The 19,561-nt window shown below is 64.1% G+C and carries 14 protein-coding genes and 1 pseudogene; 12 read left to right on the top strand and 3 right to left on the bottom strand.

Annotated elements, in window-relative coordinates:
- Window positions 1-6 precede the first annotated feature (6 nt).
- The 6 genes from LGN17_RS09275 (at window position 7) to LGN17_RS09250 (ending at window position 6,194) form a co-directional block, all read left to right on the top strand.
- Window positions 7-783: an SDR family oxidoreductase gene (locus tag LGN17_RS09275; RefSeq protein WP_226196113.1), complete on the top strand. Its 777-nt coding sequence runs from the start codon at window positions 7-9 to the stop codon at window positions 781-783.
- Window positions 784-795: 12 nt separating this feature from the next.
- A complete protein-coding gene (locus tag LGN17_RS09270; RefSeq protein WP_226196111.1) occupies window positions 796-2,334 on the top strand; it encodes a sugar ABC transporter ATP-binding protein in 1,539 nt (512 codons plus the stop codon).
- 16 nt (window positions 2,335-2,350) lie between these two features.
- The gene (locus LGN17_RS09265) at window positions 2,351-3,388 is read left to right on the top strand and encodes an ABC transporter permease (RefSeq protein WP_226196110.1); all 1,038 of its coding nucleotides are present in this window, start codon (window positions 2,351-2,353) and stop codon (window positions 3,386-3,388) included.
- An 89-nt stretch (window positions 3,389-3,477) separates the two neighbouring features.
- Window positions 3,478-4,419, top strand: a complete 942-nt coding sequence (locus LGN17_RS09260; RefSeq protein WP_226196109.1) for an ABC transporter substrate-binding protein — start codon at window positions 3,478-3,480, stop codon at window positions 4,417-4,419.
- A gap of 60 nt (window positions 4,420-4,479) precedes the next feature.
- Window positions 4,480-5,370 carry an amidohydrolase family protein gene (locus LGN17_RS09255; protein WP_226196108.1) on the top strand — a complete coding sequence of 297 codons (891 nt, stop codon included), beginning with the start codon at window positions 4,480-4,482 and terminating at the stop codon, window positions 5,368-5,370.
- Window positions 5,371-5,438: 68 nt separating this feature from the next.
- The gene (locus LGN17_RS09250; protein WP_175971599.1) at window positions 5,439-6,194 is read left to right on the top strand and encodes a FadR/GntR family transcriptional regulator; all 756 of its coding nucleotides are present in this window, start codon (window positions 5,439-5,441) and stop codon (window positions 6,192-6,194) included.
- A 23-nt stretch (window positions 6,195-6,217) separates the two neighbouring features.
- On the opposite strand, the gene LGN17_RS09245 is transcribed toward LGN17_RS09250, so the two are convergent.
- Complete coding sequence (locus LGN17_RS09245; protein ID WP_226196107.1) at window positions 6,218-7,459, bottom strand: NAD(P)/FAD-dependent oxidoreductase; 1,242 nt, start codon at window positions 7,457-7,459, stop codon at window positions 6,218-6,220.
- 300 nt (window positions 7,460-7,759) lie between these two features.
- A pseudogene (locus LGN17_RS09240) lies at window positions 7,760-8,047 on the bottom strand (GTP-binding protein); the annotation flags it as partial.
- 307 nt (window positions 8,048-8,354) lie between these two features.
- Here LGN17_RS09240 and LGN17_RS09235 point away from each other — a divergent pair.
- From LGN17_RS09235 to LGN17_RS09225, 3 genes are all read left to right on the top strand, one after another.
- Entirely contained in the window at window positions 8,355-9,059 is a 705-nt protein-coding gene (locus LGN17_RS09235) for a YfiR family protein (RefSeq protein WP_226196106.1), read from the top strand.
- Window positions 9,056-10,324, top strand: a complete 1,269-nt coding sequence (locus LGN17_RS09230; RefSeq protein WP_226196105.1) for a diguanylate cyclase domain-containing protein — start codon at window positions 9,056-9,058, stop codon at window positions 10,322-10,324. The genes LGN17_RS09235 and LGN17_RS09230 overlap by 4 nt, the downstream gene beginning before the upstream one ends.
- An 87-nt stretch (window positions 10,325-10,411) precedes the next feature.
- On the top strand, window positions 10,412-10,921 hold the full coding sequence (locus LGN17_RS09225) for an OmpA family protein (protein WP_226196460.1): 510 nt from the start codon (window positions 10,412-10,414) through the stop codon (window positions 10,919-10,921).
- 10 nt (window positions 10,922-10,931) lie between these two features.
- On the opposite strand, the gene LGN17_RS09220 is transcribed toward LGN17_RS09225, so the two are convergent.
- Complete coding sequence (locus LGN17_RS09220) at window positions 10,932-11,843, bottom strand: hypothetical protein (RefSeq protein WP_226196098.1); 912 nt, start codon at window positions 11,841-11,843, stop codon at window positions 10,932-10,934.
- 773 nt (window positions 11,844-12,616) lie between these two features.
- On the opposite strand from LGN17_RS09220, the gene LGN17_RS09215 reads away from it, so the two are divergent.
- From LGN17_RS09215 to LGN17_RS09205, 3 genes are read left to right on the top strand one after another with little or no spacing between them, the layout of a single operon-like run.
- Window positions 12,617-14,755, top strand: coding sequence for a type VI secretion system Vgr family protein (locus tag LGN17_RS09215; RefSeq protein WP_226196096.1), 2,139 nt, complete (start codon window positions 12,617-12,619; stop codon window positions 14,753-14,755).
- Window positions 14,756-14,768: 13 nt separating this feature from the next.
- The gene (locus LGN17_RS09210; RefSeq protein ID WP_226196094.1) at window positions 14,769-15,227 is read left to right on the top strand and encodes a DcrB-related protein; all 459 of its coding nucleotides are present in this window, start codon (window positions 14,769-14,771) and stop codon (window positions 15,225-15,227) included.
- On the top strand, window positions 15,224-19,558 hold the full coding sequence (locus LGN17_RS09205; RefSeq protein WP_226196092.1) for an RHS repeat-associated core domain-containing protein: 4,335 nt from the start codon (window positions 15,224-15,226) through the stop codon (window positions 19,556-19,558). Before LGN17_RS09210 ends, LGN17_RS09205 begins: the two co-directional genes overlap by 4 nt.
- Window positions 19,559-19,561: the final 3 nt, after the last annotated feature.

The following is a 19,561-nucleotide window of genomic DNA, read 5'->3' as shown; positions in this document are numbered from 1 at the left end:
CGCGAAGTGGATTTGAATCTGCAGGACAAGATCGTGATCGTGACCGGCGGCGCGTCGGGCATCGGCGCCGCGATTTCGATGCGGCTTGCCGAAGAAGGCGCAATTCCGGTGGTGTTCGCGCGCCACGCGCCCGACGATGCGTTCTGGCGCGCACTCGTGAGCAAGCAGTCGCGTGCCGCGTGCATCTCGGTCGAATTGCAGGACGATGCGCAATGCCGCGACGCGGTTGCGGAAACGATCGCGCGCTTCGGCCGACTCGACGGCCTGGTCAACAACGCGGGCGTCAACGACAGCATCGGCCTCGATGCCGGTCGCGACGCGTTCGTCGCGTCGCTCGAACGCAACCTGATCCACTACTACGTGATGGCGCACTACTGCGTGCCGCACCTGAAGGCGACGCGCGGCGCGATCGTCAACATTTCGTCGAAGACGGCCGTCACCGGGCAGGGCAACACGAGCGGCTATTGCGCGTCGAAGGGCGCGCAGCTCGCATTGACACGCGAATGGGCCGTCGCATTGCGCGACGACGGCGTGCGCGTGAACGCGGTGATCCCGGCCGAGGTGATGACGCCGCTTTACCGGAGCTGGCTTGCCGGCTTCGACGACCCCGACGCGAAGCTGGCCGGCATCGCGGGCAAGGTGCCGCTCGGCAAACGCTTCACGACGGCCGACGAAATCGCCGATACGGCCGTGTTCCTGCTGTCGGCGCGCGCATCGCACACGACGGGCCAGTGGCTGTTCGTCGACGGCGGCTATACGCACCTCGATCGTGCGATCAGCTGAGGGCGGTGCGCCATGCAACCGGACCTGAACCCGAACACCGCGCCGCCGTTGATCGCAATGACTGGTATCGGCAAGCGCTTCCCGGGCGTGCAGGCGCTCGACGATTGCCGTTTCGACCTGCGTGCCGGCGAAGTGCATGCGCTGATGGGCGAGAACGGCGCCGGCAAGTCGACGCTGATGAAGATTCTCGCGGGCGTCTACCCGCGCGACGGCGGCGAGATCAGGATGGATGGCCGCGCGGTGGAGATCGCCGATCCACGCGCCGCACAGGCGCTCGGGATCGGCATCATTCATCAGGAGCTGAACCTGATGAATCACCTGAGCGTCGCGCAGAACATCTTCATCGGCCGCGAGCCGCGCGGCCGCTTCGGCGTGTTCGTCGACGAAGCGGCACTCAACCGCGACGCGGCAGCGATCTTCGCGCGGATGCGGCTCGATCTCGACCCGCGTACGCCGGTCGGACGGCTGACGGTGGCGAAGCAGCAGATGGTCGAGATCGCGAAGGCGCTGTCGTTCGACTCGCGCGTGCTGATCATGGACGAGCCGACCGCCGCGCTCAACAACGCGGAAATCGCCGAGCTGTTCCGCATCATCCGCGACCTGCGCGCGCACGGCGTCGGCATCGTCTACATCTCGCACAAGATGGACGAGCTGCGCCAGATCGCCGATCGCGTGACCGTGATGCGCGACGGCAAGTATGTCGCGACCGTGCCGATGGCGGACACGTCGATGGACGCGATCATCGCGATGATGGTCGGACGCCAGCTCGCAACCGAATGGCGCACGCCGCCCGATACGTCCGCGAACGACGTCGCGCTCGAAGTGCGCGGGCTGTCGCGCGGCCGCGCGATTCGCGATGTCTGCTTCACGCTGCGGCGCGGCGAGATTCTCGGCTTCGCCGGGTTGATGGGGGCGGGCCGCACCGAGGTCGCGCGCGCGGTGTTCGGCGCGGACCCGGTCGACGCGGGCGAGATCCGGGTGCACGGCAAGACCGTGACGATTCGCGCGCCGGCCGATGCGGTGAAGCACGGCATCGGCTACCTGTCCGAGGATCGCAAGCACTTCGGGCTTGCGGTCGGGATGGACGTGCAGAACAACATCGCGCTGGCGAGCATGCGCCGCTTCGTGCGCCGCGGCGTGTTTCTCGATGCGCGTGCGCTGCGCGACACCGCACAGGCGTACGTGCGGCAGCTCGCGATCCGCACGCCGTCGGTGACGCAGCCGGCGCGGCTGCTGTCGGGCGGCAACCAGCAGAAGATCGTGATCGCGAAGTGGCTGCTGCGCGACTGCGACATCCTGTTCTTCGACGAGCCGACGCGCGGCATCGACGTCGGCGCGAAAAGCGAGATCTACAAGCTGCTCGACGCGCTCGCCGCCGACGGCAAGGCGATCGTGATGATCTCGTCGGAGTTGCCGGAAGTACTGCGCATGAGCCACCGGATTCTCGTGATGTGCGAAGGGCGCGTGACCGGCGAATTGCGCGCGGCCGACGCCACGCAGGAAAAGATCATGCAGCTCGCGACGCAGCGCGAGTCGACCGTATTGTCCTGATTCAGCCCCTACGATCATGTCCAACGATACGCATCCCGTTCCGCCTCTCGCTTCCGGCGACACGCCGGCCGGCGCATCCGGCTTCCGAGCCCGCTTCTTCAACCCGGCCGCGCGCCAGAAGCTGCTCGCGTTCGCGAGTCTCGTGCTGCTGATCGTATTCTTCAGCATCGCGTCGCCGAACTTCCTCGAGGTCGACAACCTCGTCGCGATCCTGCAGGCCACCGCGGTGAACGGCGTGCTGGCTGTCGCCTGTACCTACGTGATCATTACGTCGGGCATCGACCTGTCGGTCGGCACGCTGATGACGTTTTGCGCGGTGATGGCCGGCGTCGTGTTGACGAACTGGGGCATGCCGCTGCCGCTCGGGATCCTGGCCGCGCTGTGCTTCGGCGCGCTGTCGGGCTGCGTATCGGGCTTCGTGATCGCGAAGATGAAGGTGCCGCCGTTCATCGCGACGCTCGGCATGATGATGCTGCTCAAGGGGTTGTCGCTCGTGATCTCGGGCACGCGGCCGATCTACTTCAACGACACGCCGGGCTTCACGTCGATCGCGCAGGATTCGCTGATCGGCAACCTGATCCCGGTGCTGCCGATTCCGAACGCGGTGCTGATCCTGTTCCTCGTCGCGATCGGCGCGTCGATCGTGCTGAACCGCACGATCTTCGGCCGCTATACGTTCGCGCTCGGCAGCAACGAAGAGGCGCTGCGGCTGTCGGGTGTGAACGTCGATGCGTGGAAGATCGCGGTCTACACGTTCAGCGGCGCGGTGTGCGGGATCGCCGGGCTGCTGATCGCATCGCGGCTCAATTCCGCGCAGCCCGCGCTCGGGCAGGGCTACGAGCTCGATGCGATCGCGGCCGTCGTGATCGGCGGCACGTCGCTGTCGGGCGGCGCGGGCAGCATCGTCGGCACGATCATCGGCGCGTTCATCATGAGCGTGCTGACGAACGGCCTGCGCATCATGTCGGTCGCGCAGGAATGGCAGACGGTCGTGACGGGCGTGATCATCATCCTCGCCGTCTACGTCGATATCCTGCGCCGGCGGCGCCGCTGAACGGACGCATTCGAGCAGGCATGTGCTTCATCGCCGGTTCCGGCCGGCGTCCCAGTCGTTCCAGTCGATACGAAAAAAGGAGACGCGAAGTGATCAGGAGCAAGGTGTTGAACGCGATCGTCGGGCTGACGTTCGCCGTCGGCGTCACCGCCGGCGCGCAGGCGCAGGAAACCTATATCCCGCTGATCTCGAAGGGCTTCCAGCATCAGTTCTGGCAGGCCGTGAAAGCGGGCGCGATGCAGGCCGCGAAGGACTACAAGGTGAAGGTGACGTTCGAAGGCCCCGAAACCGAAGCGATGGTCGACAAGCAGATCGACATGCTGTCGGCCGCGATCGCGAAGAAGCCGGCCGCGCTCGGTTTCGCGGCGCTCGACAGCAAGGCCGCGCTGCCGCTGCTGAAGAAGGCGCAGGCCGAGAAGATCCCGGTGATCGCATTCGACTCGGGCGTGGACAGCGACATCCCGGTCACGACGGCGGCGACCAACAACAAGGCCGCCGCCGCGCTGGCCGCCGACAAGCTTGCCGCGCTGATCGGCGACGAAGGCGAGGTGGCCGTGGTCGCGCACGATCAGACGAGCCGCACCGGCATCGACCGTCGCGACGGCTTTCTCGAACGCATGAAATCGGCGTATCCGAAGGTGCAGGTCGTGACCGTTCAGTACGGCGAAGGCGACCAGTTGAAGTCGACCGAGGTGACGAAGTCGATCCTGCAGGCGTATCCGAAGCTCAAGGGGCTGTTCGGCACCAACGAAGGCTCGGCGATCGGCGTGGTCAACGGCGTGCGCGAGATGAAGCGCAAGGTCGTGATCGTCGGCTACGATTCCGGCAAGCAGCAGAAGGACGCGATCCGCAGCGGGCTGATGGCCGGCGCGATCACGCAGAACCCGGTCGGGATCGGCTACAAGACCGTCGAGGCGGCCGTGAAGGCGATCAAGGGCGAGAAGCTGCCGAAGGTCATCGATACCGGTTTCTACTGGTACGACAAGACCAATATCGACGATCCGAAGATCGCGGCGGTGTTGTACGACTGAGCGTTGCGTCGGGCGGCGGTGGCGCGCGCCGCCGCCGCGCCGACCGGACACGAGGGCATCATGGGCGCAGTGCGTATCGATTCCCATCAGCACTTCTGGCGCTATCGCGCCGCCGACTACCCGTGGATCGGCGCCGGGATGGAGGTGCTCGCGCGCGACTACCTGCCCGATGCGCTGTGGCCGCTGATGCACGCGCAGGCAATCGGTGCGTCGATCGCGGTGCAGGCGCGCGCCGGGCGCGACGAGACGGCATTCCTGCTCGATCTCGCGCGCGACGATGTGCGCATCGCGGCGGTGGTCGGCTGGGAGGATCTCGCCGCGCCGGAGCTTGCCGAGCGTGTCGCCGAATGGCGCAGCCCGAAGCTGCGCGGCTTCCGTCACCAGGTACAGGACGAAGCCGATGCCGGCGCGTTCGTCGCGGAGCCGGGCTTCAATCGCGGCGTCGCGTGGCTGCAGGCGAATGGATACGTATACGACGTGCTCGTGTTCGAGCGCCAGTTGCCGGACGTGCATGCGTTCTGCGCGCGGCACGACGCGCACTGGCTCGTGCTCGATCACGTCGGCAAGCCCGCGCTCGCCGATTTCGAGCACGACGACACCGCGCTCGCGCGCTGGCGCGCCGCGTTGCGCGAGCTGGGCGCGCTGCCGCATGTCGCGTGCAAGCTGTCGGGGCTCGTGACCGAAGCCGACTGGAAGCGTGGCCTGCGCGGGAAGGACGTCCGGCATATCGAGCAGTGTCTCGACGCGGCGCTCGACGCGTTCGGCCCGCAGCGGCTCATGTTCGGGTCGGACTGGCCCGTGTGCCTGCTGGCCGCGTCGTATGACGAAGTCGCGTCGATCGTCGAGCGCTGGGCCGAATCGCGGCTGTCGGCGGCCGAGCGCAACGCGCTGTGGGGCGGCACCGCCGCGCGTTGCTATGCGGTGCCGGGCGCGGCGAAGCGCGGCATATAGAATAGGCGCGAACGGTCTGTTCGATTCGTCAGACCGTCCGGAACGAAACCGATCACCTGCCTCAACGTATGTCCATCCAGCCGATTCAGAACCGCCGCCTCTACCAGCAGATCGCCGACAAGCTCAGTGCGATGATCGCGTCCGGCGATTTTCCGCCGGGCAGCTATCTGCCGCCCGAGCGCGAACTCGCCGAACAGTTCGGCGTGTCGCGCACGTCGGTGCGCGAGGCGCTGATCGCGCTAGAAGTGAGCGGGCTCGTAAGCGTGCGCGTCGGCGATGGCGTGAAGGTGCGCCACCCCGAAGCCACAGCGGCACCCGAACCCGATACGAAAGCCGCGCCGTTCACGATCGTCGAGATCGATCCCGAACTCGGCATCGCACTCGATCTCGATACCGAAATCCCGCCGTTCGCGCTGCTGCAGGCGCGCCGGCTGATCGAGCCGGAAGCGGCGTCGCTGGCGGCGAGGCACGGCTCGGACGAGCAGATCGAAGGGATTCACGAGGCGTTCCTGCGCAACCAGGAAGACAACCGCAGCGGTTCGCTCACGCATCCGGGCGACCGGCTGTTTCATATCCGCATCGCGGAGGCGAGCGACAACGCCGCGTATGCGCTGATGATCAAGCAGTTGCTTGCGCACAAGTACGACCTGATGTTCCAGCGGCTGCAGTCGCTGTACATGCCGGACGACATGCCGCACCGCTCGGAACTGGAGCACCGCGCGATCCTCGATGCGATCCGCGCACGCGATCCGGACGCCGCACGTCGCGCGATGGCCGAGCATCTCGACGAAGTGATCCGCATCTTCGGGCGCGCGCTCGATTGAGCGCGCCGTGATGCCCTACATGGTCAGAAACGATCCACGCGATACGGCGCCGGATCTGTGAACGGCGCTTCGCCCGTCATCATCTCGGCCAGCAGGCGGCCCGTGACGGGGCCGAGCGTCAGCCCGTGATGGTTGTGCCCGAACGCGAACCATAGCCCGCGATGCGCGGGCGCGGGGCCGATCACCGGACGCATGTCGGGCGTGCACGGCCGGAAGCCGAGCCACGGTTGCGGGTCGAGCCGTTCGCCGAAACCGAACACGGGGCGCGCGATGCGTTCCGCGCGTTCGAGCTGCACGCCGGTCGGCGGCACGCCGCGCCGCGCGATCTCGACGCCGGTCGTCAGCCGCAGCCCGCGCTTCATCGGTGCGATCACGTAACCGTATTCGCGATCGACGATCGGCGCCGACGGCACGCCGCGCGCTGAAGGCGCGTAGTGCATGTGATAGCCGCGCTTCTCGCGCAGCGGGATCTTGTAGCCGAACTTGCCGAACACCGTGTCGGACCACGGGCCGAGCGCGACGACCACGGCCGGCGCGGCGGCCGTGCCGTCCTGCGTCCTGACCTGCCAGCCGGGCGACAACGCATCGAGGCTTGCCGCGTCGCCGGTCAGCAGCGTGCCGCCGCCTTGCACGAACAGGTGTGCGTACGCTTTGACGAGCGCGGACGGATCGACGACGCTTTTCGGATCGAGCCAGTGCAGCGCGCCACAGAAGCCCGGCGCGAGGCTCGGTTCGTGCGCGAGCAGCGCGGCCGCATCGAGCGGCGTGATGCCGAGCCCGTGGCGGCGGGCGGTGAGTCCGGCCTCTGCCACGCCGCGTTCGAATGCGGCCGGCGTGCGGAACGCTTCCAGCCAGCCGTTCGCGCGGATGAGTTCGCCGGCGCCGGCCCGCGCGATCAGCGCGTCGTGTTCGACGATGCAGCGCTCGATCAGCGGCAGCATGTCGCGCGACGCCGCCGCGTGACGCAGCGGCGCCGATTCCCACCAGAAACGTGCAAGCCATGGCGCGAACGCCGGCAGCGACGCGCTGTGCCAGTAGAGATCGGTCGAGCGGTTCAGCGCATAGCGCATCAGCGTGAACGGGCTGCGCGGGAACGGATACGGTTCGACCGACGAGCGCTCGATCAGCCCCGCGTTGCCGAAGCTGGTGCCTTCGCCGGGCGCGCCGCGATCGACGAGGGCGACCTTGCGCCCGCGATCCTGCAGGTGGAGTGCTGCGCAGACGCCGACGATGCCTGCGCCGAGAACGATGACGTCGAAATCCATCGAGGGTGGTGAATGACGGTTGGCGGAGCATCGGTGTCGTGTTCGCCGTGCCGCCGCGTGTTGGAGTTGGAGAGCGTTCGAAGCACAAGCATACTCGCGGCGGGCACGGCGCGCATCAATTCATCGAGAACGGCGCGCCCCACTGTGCCGGCACGCGTGTATCGACGGCCGCCATTCTCGGCGTTTTCCACACGACGATCGACACCGTGTCGTCAGCGGCGATCCCGGTCGCTTGCTAATCGACCATCTGCACGATCATCAAGACGACCATCGTCAGCACCGGCACGATCGCGAACACCGGCGTGACGAGCGCGGCTCGCACCCCCACGCTTGCGCGGCGCGCAGTTCGATCACGCCGTGCACACCCTGCGGCACGTAGCGCTGCGCGCGGTCCTGCACGGCGAGGATGCGCTTCATCCGGAACAGGTTCGCGGTATCGGTGCGGTGCAGTTCGCCGAGCCAAGTTTCGAGCGCGTCGAGATCGACGTCCGCATCGACTTCGATACCGACCGACGACACGCTTTCGTCGTGTTCGTGATGGTCGTGACCGTCGTCGCGTGCGTGTGTTTCGTGAGCGCGGCCGTCGTGCTCATGCTCGTGCGCAAACGGCGCGCACTGAAAAACGATCCCGCACGCCGCTGAAGAACGTATGAAGTTTGATGTGCACGCGCGTCCAATCCGCTGATCAATCCACCGGCGTCGAGGCTGCATCGACACCCGCTAACGCGAGTACCGATTCCGCATACTTTCAGACCGTTCTCGCGGGTGTTTCCCACTGGTTGGTCATGCGAATTTTTACCTAAGATGAAGCAATCGTGCGCGTGATACGGTGCCTGCTCGCGCACGGAGGGAGGCAGGAGGCAGCGCCGGAGCAACGCCAGCGGATGTTGCCATCATGGATGCGAAAGTGTGCGCGGCGGCGGGTAGTCTTGCGACTGCAACGATGCCGATGGGTGCGGCGCTCATCGCCGCACGGAAGACGGTACGATCCGGCCGTACCGCTTGGTTGCGCCACGCGCTGTTGGCAATCGTTTGCGCATTGGGTGCGGCCCCGGCGGTACTCGCCGGGGCGCAGGCAGACGCGGAAGATGCGGCCGACACCGTGCGTATCGTCGCCGCCGCGAGCCCCGCCGATCCTCCCGATACCGCCGTTTCGTCACATGACTCCGCCGTGCGTCAGGTCGTGCTGGGCATCATCAGCTTCACGCGCTGGCCGACGACGCCCGTGCGCCTGCATTTGTGCGTGACGGGCCGGCCCGACTACGCGCGCGGCCTGACCGATACGCTACAGGCAGGCTCGACGCTCCTCGACGTGCAACGCGTTCGCTTCGACGATCCGTCGCTCGGCATCGCCTGCGACGTCGTCTATCTCGGCGCCCTGGGCAACGACGAGAGAACGCGTGTGAGGGCCGCGGTGGCCGGCCATCCGGTCCTGACGATCGCGGAACACGATCCGTCCTGCACCGCAGGCAGCATGTTCTGCCTCAATGTCGACGGCGAACGCGTGTCGTTCGACATCAATCTCGACGCCGTGGCGCGCAGCGGTGTGCGCGTGCATCCGAACGTACTCAATCTCGCGCGACGGCAGGGGGCGCCATGACACGGTTTGCGCCTCACTTTTCCCCTTCGCGCGTGGCGCGCCCGACGCTGCAAAGCGTGTTGCGTCGCGCGCACCTGCGCCTTGCGTTCGTTGCCGTCACGATGGCCGCCGTGTCGTTGATCGTCGTCGCCGTGATCGCATTGCGTGCGTATGCCGGCAACAACCTGAACCTGCTGGCGCGCTCACTCGGTTATACGGTCGAGGCGGCACTCGTGTTCGGCGACCACGATGCGGCGAGCGAAGCGATCGGGTTGATCGCCGGCGACGAGGACGTCGCGCAGGTGGTGGTCACGGACAGCAAGGGCCAGCCGTTCGCGACGTGGCAACTGCCCGCCGGAAACGGGATCGCCCGGCTCGAGCGCGGCGTCGCCGACCTTGCGCTGCCCGGGCCCGTGACGGTTCCGGTGATGCATGACGGCATCGTCGTCGGCCACGTCGTCGTGCGCGGCCGCGGTCATCAGTTCTTCGGCTTCCTGCTCGGTGGCGTCGGCGGCATTCTCGGTTGCCTGGCGGTCAGCGTGCTCGGCGCGTACGTCAGCTCGAAGCGCTTGTTGCGCAACATCGTTTCACCGCTGCGCGCGCTGGCCAGCGTGGCACACGCCGTGCGGCGCGAGCGTGCGTTCGCGCAGCGGGTCGAGCCCGTTGCGATCGCCGAACTGAACCAGCTTGGCGACGATTTCAATGCGTTGCTCGACGAATTCGAAGGCTGGCAGAACACGCTGCGTGACGAGAACGCGTCGCTCGAACACAAGGCGACGCACGATGCGCTCACGGGCCTGCCCAACCGAACGCAGTTCGAGTCGCGGCTCGCGCTGGCGCTTCGCGAAGCCGGGGTGACGGGCCAGCGCGTCGCCATCCTGTATCTCGACTGTGACCGCTTCAAGGAGATCAACGACTGTCTCGGCCACGACGCCGGCGATGCGGTGCTGATCGGCGTCGCGGCGCGGCTGCGCAAGCAGGTGCGCGAGACCGATCTGGTCGCGCGCCTGGGCGGCGACGAATTCGCGGTGATGCTGCCGGCGGTGCGCGAAGCCGGCAGCGTGTGTCGTGTCGCCGACGAGATTCTGTCCGGCATGGCGCCGTCGATCGAGCTGTCCGACGGCCGCATGGTGGCCACCATGATGAGTGCCGGCGTTGCGCTGTATCCCGATCATGCGTCGGACGCGGGCGGCCTGCTGCGTGCGGCGGATGCCGCGATGTACCGCGCCAAGCGAGCGCGGCCGGGGTCGTGGCAGTTGGCTGAAGGGGTGGTCGGGTCGGCCTGATGGTTGTCGAATCCCGCTGCGGGCGAGGCCGCGGCGGTTCAATGAAAAAATGCGCTCGCAATGCGGGCGCCCTCGAAGGGGTCGATGATGAAAAACGCGTTTCCTGTGAGCATGGGGCGGATAGGCATCGGCAGCACGCTGTTGCTGTGCATGCTGCTCGCGGGCTGCAAGGCGCCGCCGCTTCACCGCGGCCTGACGCAGACGCAGGTCACGGTGCTCAAGTCGGCCGGTTTCCAGGAAACCGGAGCAGGGTTCGAGTTCGGTTCGACCGGGCCGATTTTGTTCGACTTCGATCGGTACAACCTCAAGCCCGACGTGCGGCGGATCGTGGAAAGGATCGGGCGGACGCTCAGGTCGGCGGGAATTAACGGGGTACGGGTCTATGGGTACTCGGATCAGGAAGGGGCGGTTGATTACGACCTCGAACTGTCGAGACGGCGGGCCGAGGTCGTGGCGATCGAGCTTGTCGATGTCGGGCTGGATCCGAAGCGCATTGCGATCGCCGGGAAAGGGAAGAGCGATCCGGTAGGGGATAACCGGACGCCGGCCGGACGGGCGCAGAATCGGCGGGCGGCGATCGTGGTTTCGCCGCGGTGAGGGGGGCTCTTCAATGGACGTTATCTGCTTTGGCCGAGAAGTCCGGGGCTTCGAACGGCGGGGGCTGATACGTCGCGTCGATCGTGTAGCCCAGCGCCTTCAGTTCGGTTTCTTTCTTCGATCGCTCTTCCCTTGCCGGTTTCAATTCGTCAGATATGAATTTTTTCCATTTTTTCCTGCGCTCGACACTATCTGTAAAATATGGTGTGTAGTTATCAGATGCAGTGCTGACCTGAATGTCAGTCAAATAGTAACCCATGTCGGGAGAGCCCGATGGTTGATAGGATAGCGATAAAGTCAGAAATACACCGTCGGCGTAAAAAATCCATCTCGGTTCAACGGTAATCAAGTTTTTCCACTCATCTAGCGTCGGTGTGTATGTCGAATCTAGCGAATCAAGCATGCCGGCTTCTGAGGATGCGTACGTCATGGCCTCTCTTCCAATAAGCCGGGGGGATGCCGCGTATACATATCTTTTCCATCCGGCGGCCCGCAGCCTGCTGAGCAGGGACATGATTTTTTCGCGCCCCTCTTCATACGAGATTGTTTTTACCGGGGAGACATTGAAGCTAATATCCCAATTGTCCACTCCGTCCTCGGGACTGTCTTTGTCACCCAGTCCAGTTACAATCATCACATTATCGACTTCAAAAGAATGCCGCCCCTGAATATACTTTACCGTTCCAAGTCTCGCTGAGTCGTTCCAGTGAATTTGGTAGCGATATACACCAGATGGATGATTCATCACGGAAAATCCCTGATTTTGGGCATCTACTTTCCCATCGGCTCCGAATTTTATCGTGACAGTTCGTGATGTCGTCGATTCGTCATTTTTGTCTTGAATGGTTGACCATGCCAGAATGGCGGCGTATAGAAAAAGTGCCGCTAAAACGGACCACAATATTTTTTTCGATCTTGGCATGAGAAATCCGCTGTGATTGTTAATTCTTTGGAGGCATTGGGGCAGTATTGCATGTCGGTCGTCTCATTCTGTACGGTAAAACTCAGTTGCAGAGATGGGATTGATGCGTGACATGCGCGTGCGGGTGCAGTCCACCATTGATCCGGGTTGATCGCTTGATCCATGGATCGCTGAAATTTAAGCTTGATGATGAAGGCTTTGTCATTGTATCTCAATCCTTGCAACACCTCGCCTTCTTCATGCTGTGCCATTACCCGTGGATGATTGGGGGCGAAGTTATTCTTAAATTCGCTGTTGGTTGTCGCTTCCCATTGCGTAACCAGAATTGCTTTTCGGGTTGATCGTGTTTTCCGCGATACCGGCTATTTTCTAGACCTTTGCTTATCCGAATCCGTGAAGCGTTCGTCCCATCGAATGCCAAATTTCATGTTCTCTTCGTGTGGGGTATTCAAGTTCGCTGAACGAGCAGGATGATTGGTCTGGAAAACATGCTCTCCAGAGTCGGCCGTCATTCGGTAGGCGACGCCTGGCAATGATCGTTTTGACGGAGTCAGCCTTCTGAAGGTCCGGTCGTTTGCCTCAACGGCGGGAGTGCCGTTCGGCGCAACTCCCATCCCCGGCGTCCAGCCGCTGCCCCGGTTTTTTCGATTTTCGGGGCGCGAACGGAAACGTTTGCTGGTGCCTTTCGCGCGGTCGGGAATTGTCCTACATTAACGGGGCTTCGGGCCGGCCAGCCGGCCCACGGAACCTGAGATCACACGCAAGGAACAAGAATGAGTTTCGCTCCGAACGGGGGTATTCCCAATGGTTTGGGCGGCGGCGCGCTCGGCTCCTTGAGCGCGCTCGGCGGCCTGGCAGGCCCGGTCGCCTCGAGTGTTGCCGGAAGCGTCGGGCCGCTCGCGGGCCTGGCCGGGCACGTCGACACCGTCCAGCGTGCGCTGCAACTCGCGCAAACCGGCTTCTCGCTGATGGACAAGACGCCCGGCGCGGTAGCCGAAGCAATCAACGGCGCCGCCAACCCCGCGCGCCTGACCCAGCTCAATCGCTACGTCACGCTCGACACGCCGCTCGGCCCGGACGTGCTGCTGGTCAGCGCCGCCGTGGTCGACGAATACGTGAACCGGTTGCCGGAAATCCACCTCGACCTGCTGTCGCACCGCCACGACCTGCGCCCCGACGACCTGATCGGCCAGCAGGTCAAGATCCGGTTCGATCAGCAGGCGCGCTTGTCGACGCTCGAACGCGTCGTTGCATCGGGTGCCGGCGACAACGACCGCTATTTCGACGGCTACGTCGCGTCGTTCGACCGGGCCGGAAATCCCGGCAATGTCACGCAGTACCACCTGACGGCCGTGCCGTGGTTCTGGTTCCTGACGCGCTCGACCGACTGCCGGATTTTCCAGAACAAGACCGCGCAGGACATCCTCACCGAGATTTTCCAGGAGCACGGATTTTCCGATTTCGTGTTCGACATCCGGACGAGCCAGAAGCCGCTCGAATACGTGGTGATGTACCAGGAGTCCTACTACAACTTCTGCGCGCGGTTGATGGAGCAGGAAGGGCTGGTCTGGACGCATCGCTACGAGAAGGACAAGCACGTTCTTGTGATCGGCGACACGAATTTGCTGTTCCGCCCGATCGACGGGCTGGCAACTGTGCCGTTCGCCGCCACCGAGGCGAGCGAAGACAGCGGCATCGACCAGTTGCACGAAGGGCGGCGCTTCGGCGTGGGGAAGGTCACGTTCCGCGATTTCAATCATCAGAATCCGTCGTCGCCGCTGATGCTGGTGGAAGCCGGCCCGCAGAACCTCAAGCATGCGCGGCTCGACTCGACCGAACGGTTCGAGCACCAGTCGCTGTACGACCACGGCGACGACGGCAACCGCTACGCGCGTTTTGCGATGGAGGCCGAGGAGGCGCAGGCCCATCGCTATACCGGCGGCGGCTACGCGTGGCGCATGACTACTGCCGGCGCCGTCAACGTGGCGAATCACCCGGTCCTCGAGAACAACCAGGAATACGTGATCCTGCACGTGCGTCACGAGGCGGTGAACGACTACACGCAGCACAGCGCGAAACTGCCGTACCGCAACAGCTTCGCGTTGCTGCCGAAGAAGATTCCCTATCGTGCGCCGCGCGCCACGCCGAAACCGGTGATTCACGGCACGCAGTCGGCGATCGTCGTCGGCCCCAAGGGGGAGGAAATCTACACCAACGGGAGTGCCGTGAAGGTGCACTTTCCGTGGGACCGGCGCGGCAAGAAGGACGGCTCCGACTCGATGTGGGTGCGCGTGTCGCAACCGTGGGCGGGCGACGGTTGGGGGGCGGCCGCGATTCCGCGGATCAAGCAGGAAGTGCTCGTCGCGTTCAATCAGGGCGATCCGGACAACCCCGTGATCGTGGGCCGCGTGTTCAACGGCGAGCAGGGCAACCCGTACCACGGGGCCGCCGGCCAGACGATGGGGATCAAGAGCCAGACGCACAAGGGGCAGGGGTCGAACGAGATCCGCATGACCGACACGAACGGCGCGCAGGAATTCTTCATGCACGCGCAGAAGGACATGAACACCGTCGTCGAGAACAACGAGACGCACAAGGTGCTCGGGCCGATGCGTACCGTTCTGGTGGCGACCGGTAGCGAAGAAAAGCAGATTCCGCAGGGCAACCTGACCGAGACGATCGCCGAGAAGCGCAGTACGACCGCGACCACCGTCGAGGTGACGACGCCTGCCAAGGACGGGGGCGGCGGCACGCAGGTCTACGTGGCCGAGCGCGGCATCCTGCTGAAGGTGCAGGACAGCTCGATTTCGCTCGCGCCCGAAGGCATTCGCCTCGAGCACAAGGGCTCCGTGATCCTGATGACCGACGACGGCGTGATGGTCAACGGCCAGCGCATCGATCTCAACAAATAACACGAAAAAAACCATGCACTACGCTATCCACGAAGGCACGTTCGAACTGCCGGACACGGCGCTCGACCGCACCGTCAACATCCTCGTGATGAACGCCGGCCCCGGCGGCCTCAACCTCGTGATCGCCCGTGGGCGGCTGCGCGACGGGGAAGATATCGACGCGTTCGTCGCGCGTGAATGGGAAGTGGCGTCGCGCGACGCGAAGATGCTGACCGAGAAGGCGCGCCGGGCTGTGACGGTGGCGGGCCGTTCGGGCGTCCAGATCGATTCCACGCTCGAGCGGGATGGCCGGCTCTGGCATCAACTGCAGACCATGTTTCCGTCGGACGACGCCGGCCGCGTGCTGGTGATGACGTTGACCAGCGCGGCACCGCTGACCGACGAGCAGCAGGCGATCGCCGATCGCATGCTCGCCAGTTTCCAGCCGCGCGCGGCTCGACCGACTCTGCTCGGCCCGGGTGATGCGTCGTGAGCGCGGAACACTTCGCGGCCGCGCGCTTCGAAGACCCGATCCAGCACACGTCGTTCTGGGGTGAGCTTGCAGGCACGGTCGGGTCGGTGATCGGCGGTGCCGTTGTCGGCGCATTGGTGGCGGAGGCGATGGAGGGGCTCGTGTTCGTCGGCCTGGCCGCGCTCGAAATCGGCACGGCAGGGCTGGCGACGCCGCTGGTGATCGCGATCGGCGTGGGCGTGGCGGTCGGCTCGGGCGCGCTGATGGAAGCGAGCGGCATGAACGAAGCCATCGACGACGGCGCCAAGGCGCTGGCCGACGCGATCGCGCCGCCCGAGATCAAAGGCAAGATCGCCAGCGGTTCGGGCAACGTTTATGTCAATAACAAGGCGGCGGCGCGCGCGGCGCGGCCGGGGGATCTCGATACCGTCGCGTGTACGGATCATCCCGGGCCGCAGATGATTGCCGACGGGTCGGGGAGCGTTTACATCAACGATCATCCGGCCGCGCGCGTCGGCGACAAGACGACTTGCGACGGGACGATCGCTGAGGGTTCTGACAACGTTTTCATCGGCGGCGGCACGCAGCGGGTCAGGGACGTCAAGTCGGCGAGCCGGCTCGGGTGGTTGGGTGCGGCGCTCGGGATTGCGCTGGCGGTCTGTGGCCGCGGGAAGATGAGCTGGGGGCAGTTTCTGAAAGGCAAGCTGCCTTGTCTCGCGATCAATTTTGCGGCCGGCGCCTTCGGTACTTGGCTCGGTAGTTTGGCGAGGCCGTCGGCCGGTCACCCGGTCAACGTCATTACCGGCGGCAAGTTTCTCGACGGCACGGACGATACCGACTTCACATTGCCCGGCCCGCTGCCGATCGTGTGGCGGCGTTTTTACAGCAGTCACGATGATCGTGCTGACAGCCTGTTCGGGCCGGGCTGGAGCGTGCCGATCAGTGTCGAGCTGCGGCTTGCGCGTGAACATGGTGAGATCACGTCGATCACGTATTGGGACGAGCAGGGCCGCGACATCGTGTTCCCGGCCGTATCGCCGGGCGAGAGCCATTTCAGCGTTCCCGAAGGCATTTACCTGATCTGTACTGCCGGCGGGCACTACGTGGTCGAGACGGTCGATGGGTTGTATCGCGATTTCGGCCGTGCCCGCACCGATGCGGACAGCGAGACGCTCAAGCTGTGGCGTCTCGAGGATCGCAACGGTAACTGGATCGAGGTGGAGCAAGAAGCGGCTGGTGAGGTTGCGCGGCCTGCGCGGCTCCACGACAGCGCCGGGCGCATGCTGACGCTGGCGTACGATAAATCGCACCCTCGACGCATTGCCACGATCGAACTGACGCGTGGTGTGGACGGTGAGCAACCTGACACGCTGGTGCGTTATGCGTACAACGATGCCGGCGAGCTGGTGGCCGTTACCGATCGCAGTGGCCACACCGGGCGACGCTTCGCATACGAAAACGGACTGATGGTCCAGCACACATTGCGCGGCGGCCTGCAGTGCTTTTATGCGTGGCAGGGCGTTGGCCGCGACGCGCGTGTCGTGCGCCATTGGACCGATGACGGCGAGGCGTACACGTTCAATGCGGATCTTGCGCAGCGTACGGTGACGATCACCGACCAGATCGGTCGCGTTACACGCTGGACGTGGAACGAGGATCAGCAGCCGACGAGCCATACGGATGCGGAAGGCCACGTTTGGCAACTCGAGTGGAATGCGATGCGGCAGTTGGTCAGTACGACCGATCCGGCCGGGCATACGACGCGCTTCGAATATGACGAGCGGGGGCGCCAGACGCAGCGTATCGACGCGCTCGGGCAGGTTGAGCGGACCGAGTGGAACGCTTACTACGACCTGCCTGTTGCGGAAACCGATCCGGCTAATTCGCGCTGGATCTACCGCTACGACGATCGCGGCAACCTGACGATGACGCGCGATCCGGCAGGCTTCGCGACCGAGTATCACCGGGACGAGCGCGGGCTGGTGCACACGATCCGCGATGCACGTGGTGGTTACAAGTTCCTCGAATGGAATGGCCGTGCGCAGTTGACTTCGTATACCGATTGTTCCGGCAAGGTCACGCGGTTCGGGTATGACGCACGTGGCGCGCTTGCGCGTGTGACCGACGCGGCGGGCCAGTCCACCGTGTATGAAGCGGATGCGATGGGGCGTGTCACGGGGATTGGAACGGCCGATGGCGCGCGTCAGATGTTCCGATACGATGCGGCCGGGCGTCTGGTCGAGGTCATTGACGCGAATCAGCGCAGCACGCGCTACGAACTCAATCCGCGTGGTTTGCTGCTGTCACGGACGGACGCGGCTAATCGTGTCGTGCGGTTCGGTTACGACGATGCGTTCAGGCTCGCGAGTTTGACCAACGAAAATCGCGAGGCATATCGCTTTCAGTATGACCGTCGCGATCTGGTTTCCGCGCAGATCGGCCTCGATGGCCACAAGCGCACGTACGAATACGATGTGTGCGGCCAGGGCACGATCGTACGAGATGGACAGATCGAGACGCGATACGAGCGCGACGCGATCGGGCGACTGACGGCGAAGCAAGCGACGCGTGAACGTTGTGAGTACCTGTACGACAAGGCGAGCCGAATCGCCTCTGCCGAGTTGTACACGCTGGCCGCTCGTGGCCCGTCGCTGAAGAATCGGGTCAGCTTGAAATACGACGCGCGCGGAGCGGTTCTCGAGGAATACACGCCGACCGGCTGGCTCGCGCATACGTACGACGAGCTTGGCAACCGTGTGAGCACGACGATCTCGGGCGAGCGCACGATCGATTGGCTGCATTACGGCTCGGGACACGTGCACCAGATCCGTTTTGACGGTGCTGCCGTTGCCGACATCGAGCGCGATGATCTGCATCGGGAAGTGCTGCGAACGCAGGGCAAGCTGACCAGTCATTTCGGATATGACGCGGTTGGGCGTCGTGCGCGGCACGCTGCGCAGCGGGGCCGGGCGGCGGACGATCTGCTCGCGAAGCAGTGGCAATACGATGCGGCGGGCGACGTGATCCAGAAGCGCGATCAGCGTCATGGCACGACGAGCTATCAATATGACCCGACTGGTCGCATTGAACAGGCGGCGGGGCCGGGATTGCCGTCGGAAGTGTTTCGCTGGGACGCGGCGGCCAACCTGGTGTCGAGCGATCATCCGGGCGGCTACGTCGAGCACAACCGGCTCAAGATGTTCGAGGACAAGCGCTTCGAGTACGACTCGTATGGACGGCTGGTTCGCAAGCTGAGCGGTCACGGGCCTGCGAAAGAGCTGGTTCTTGAATACGACGATTGGAGCCAGTTGAAGACCGTCGTGACGAAGGACCGTCTTGGCATCGCGACGACGCATTTCGAATATGACGCTTTCGGCCGCCGGATTCGTAAGCTCAATGGCGGGTACGCGAGTACGGATTTCCTGTGGGACGGCATGCGGCTCGTGCAAGAGACGTATCACGATCGCCAGGGTGAGGAAGCGCTGACGTACTTGTACGAGGCCAATAGCTATGTGCCGCTCGCACGGATCGATCAGGGCAAGCCGGCGGCTAACGATGCCGATGCAGGGGATGCGGTCTACTATTTTCACAACGATGTGTCGGGGTTGCCGGAGGAGTTAACCGACGCGGACGGAGAGTTGATCTGGCAGGCCCGCTACAAGGTTTGGGGTAACGCGGTGCAGGAGGAGTGGATCGCGCGGGCGCCGCAGCGGTCGACGCCGGCATGGGGCGCGGTGCAGCACAACGTGTCGGCGCCTGCCCGCGTACCGCGACCGCAGAATCTGCGTTTTCAAGGGCAATATTTGGATCGGGAAACGGGACTGCACTACAACACCTTTCGGTTCTACGATCCGGACATCGGACGGTTCATCAATCCGGATCCCATCGGATTGATGGGCGGAGCAAACTTATATCAATACGGACCCAACCCAATTTCGTGGATTGATCCGTGGGGACTGACATGCATTAGCAACTGGAGCGGTAATCGTGGCCGAGCTAAGGCGGCGCACGACTTAGAGCGGAACGGCTACAAGGTTGTTGCCGAGGAAGTTACGATGAAAGTAAATGGAAAGCGAATTCGTGCGGATTTCGTAGCTCAGGATGGCAATGGCAATATTCACGTATTCGAAGTTAAGAATGGAACCGGACGTCTAACGAACAATCAATCAGCATCGGGGGTTTTCGATATAAATTCTCCGTCAAATACTGTTGGCGAAATAGGTGGCGGAGTCATTAAGCCGTCAATGGGAACCACGGGAGTTTTCACAGTTTCGACAAAGGGGGCTCCCGGGGTTATGTTGGGTGGAGATGGTGCCACCCATGATGCGATATTCCATATTCTTCGGTATTGAAAA

Origin of the sequence: Burkholderia sp. AU30280, from assembly GCF_020420125.1 — a bacterium.
In the GTDB taxonomy this organism is placed as follows: Bacteria; Pseudomonadota; Gammaproteobacteria; order Burkholderiales; family Burkholderiaceae; genus Burkholderia.
This window is presented reverse-complemented; position numbering and strand designations above follow the sequence as displayed.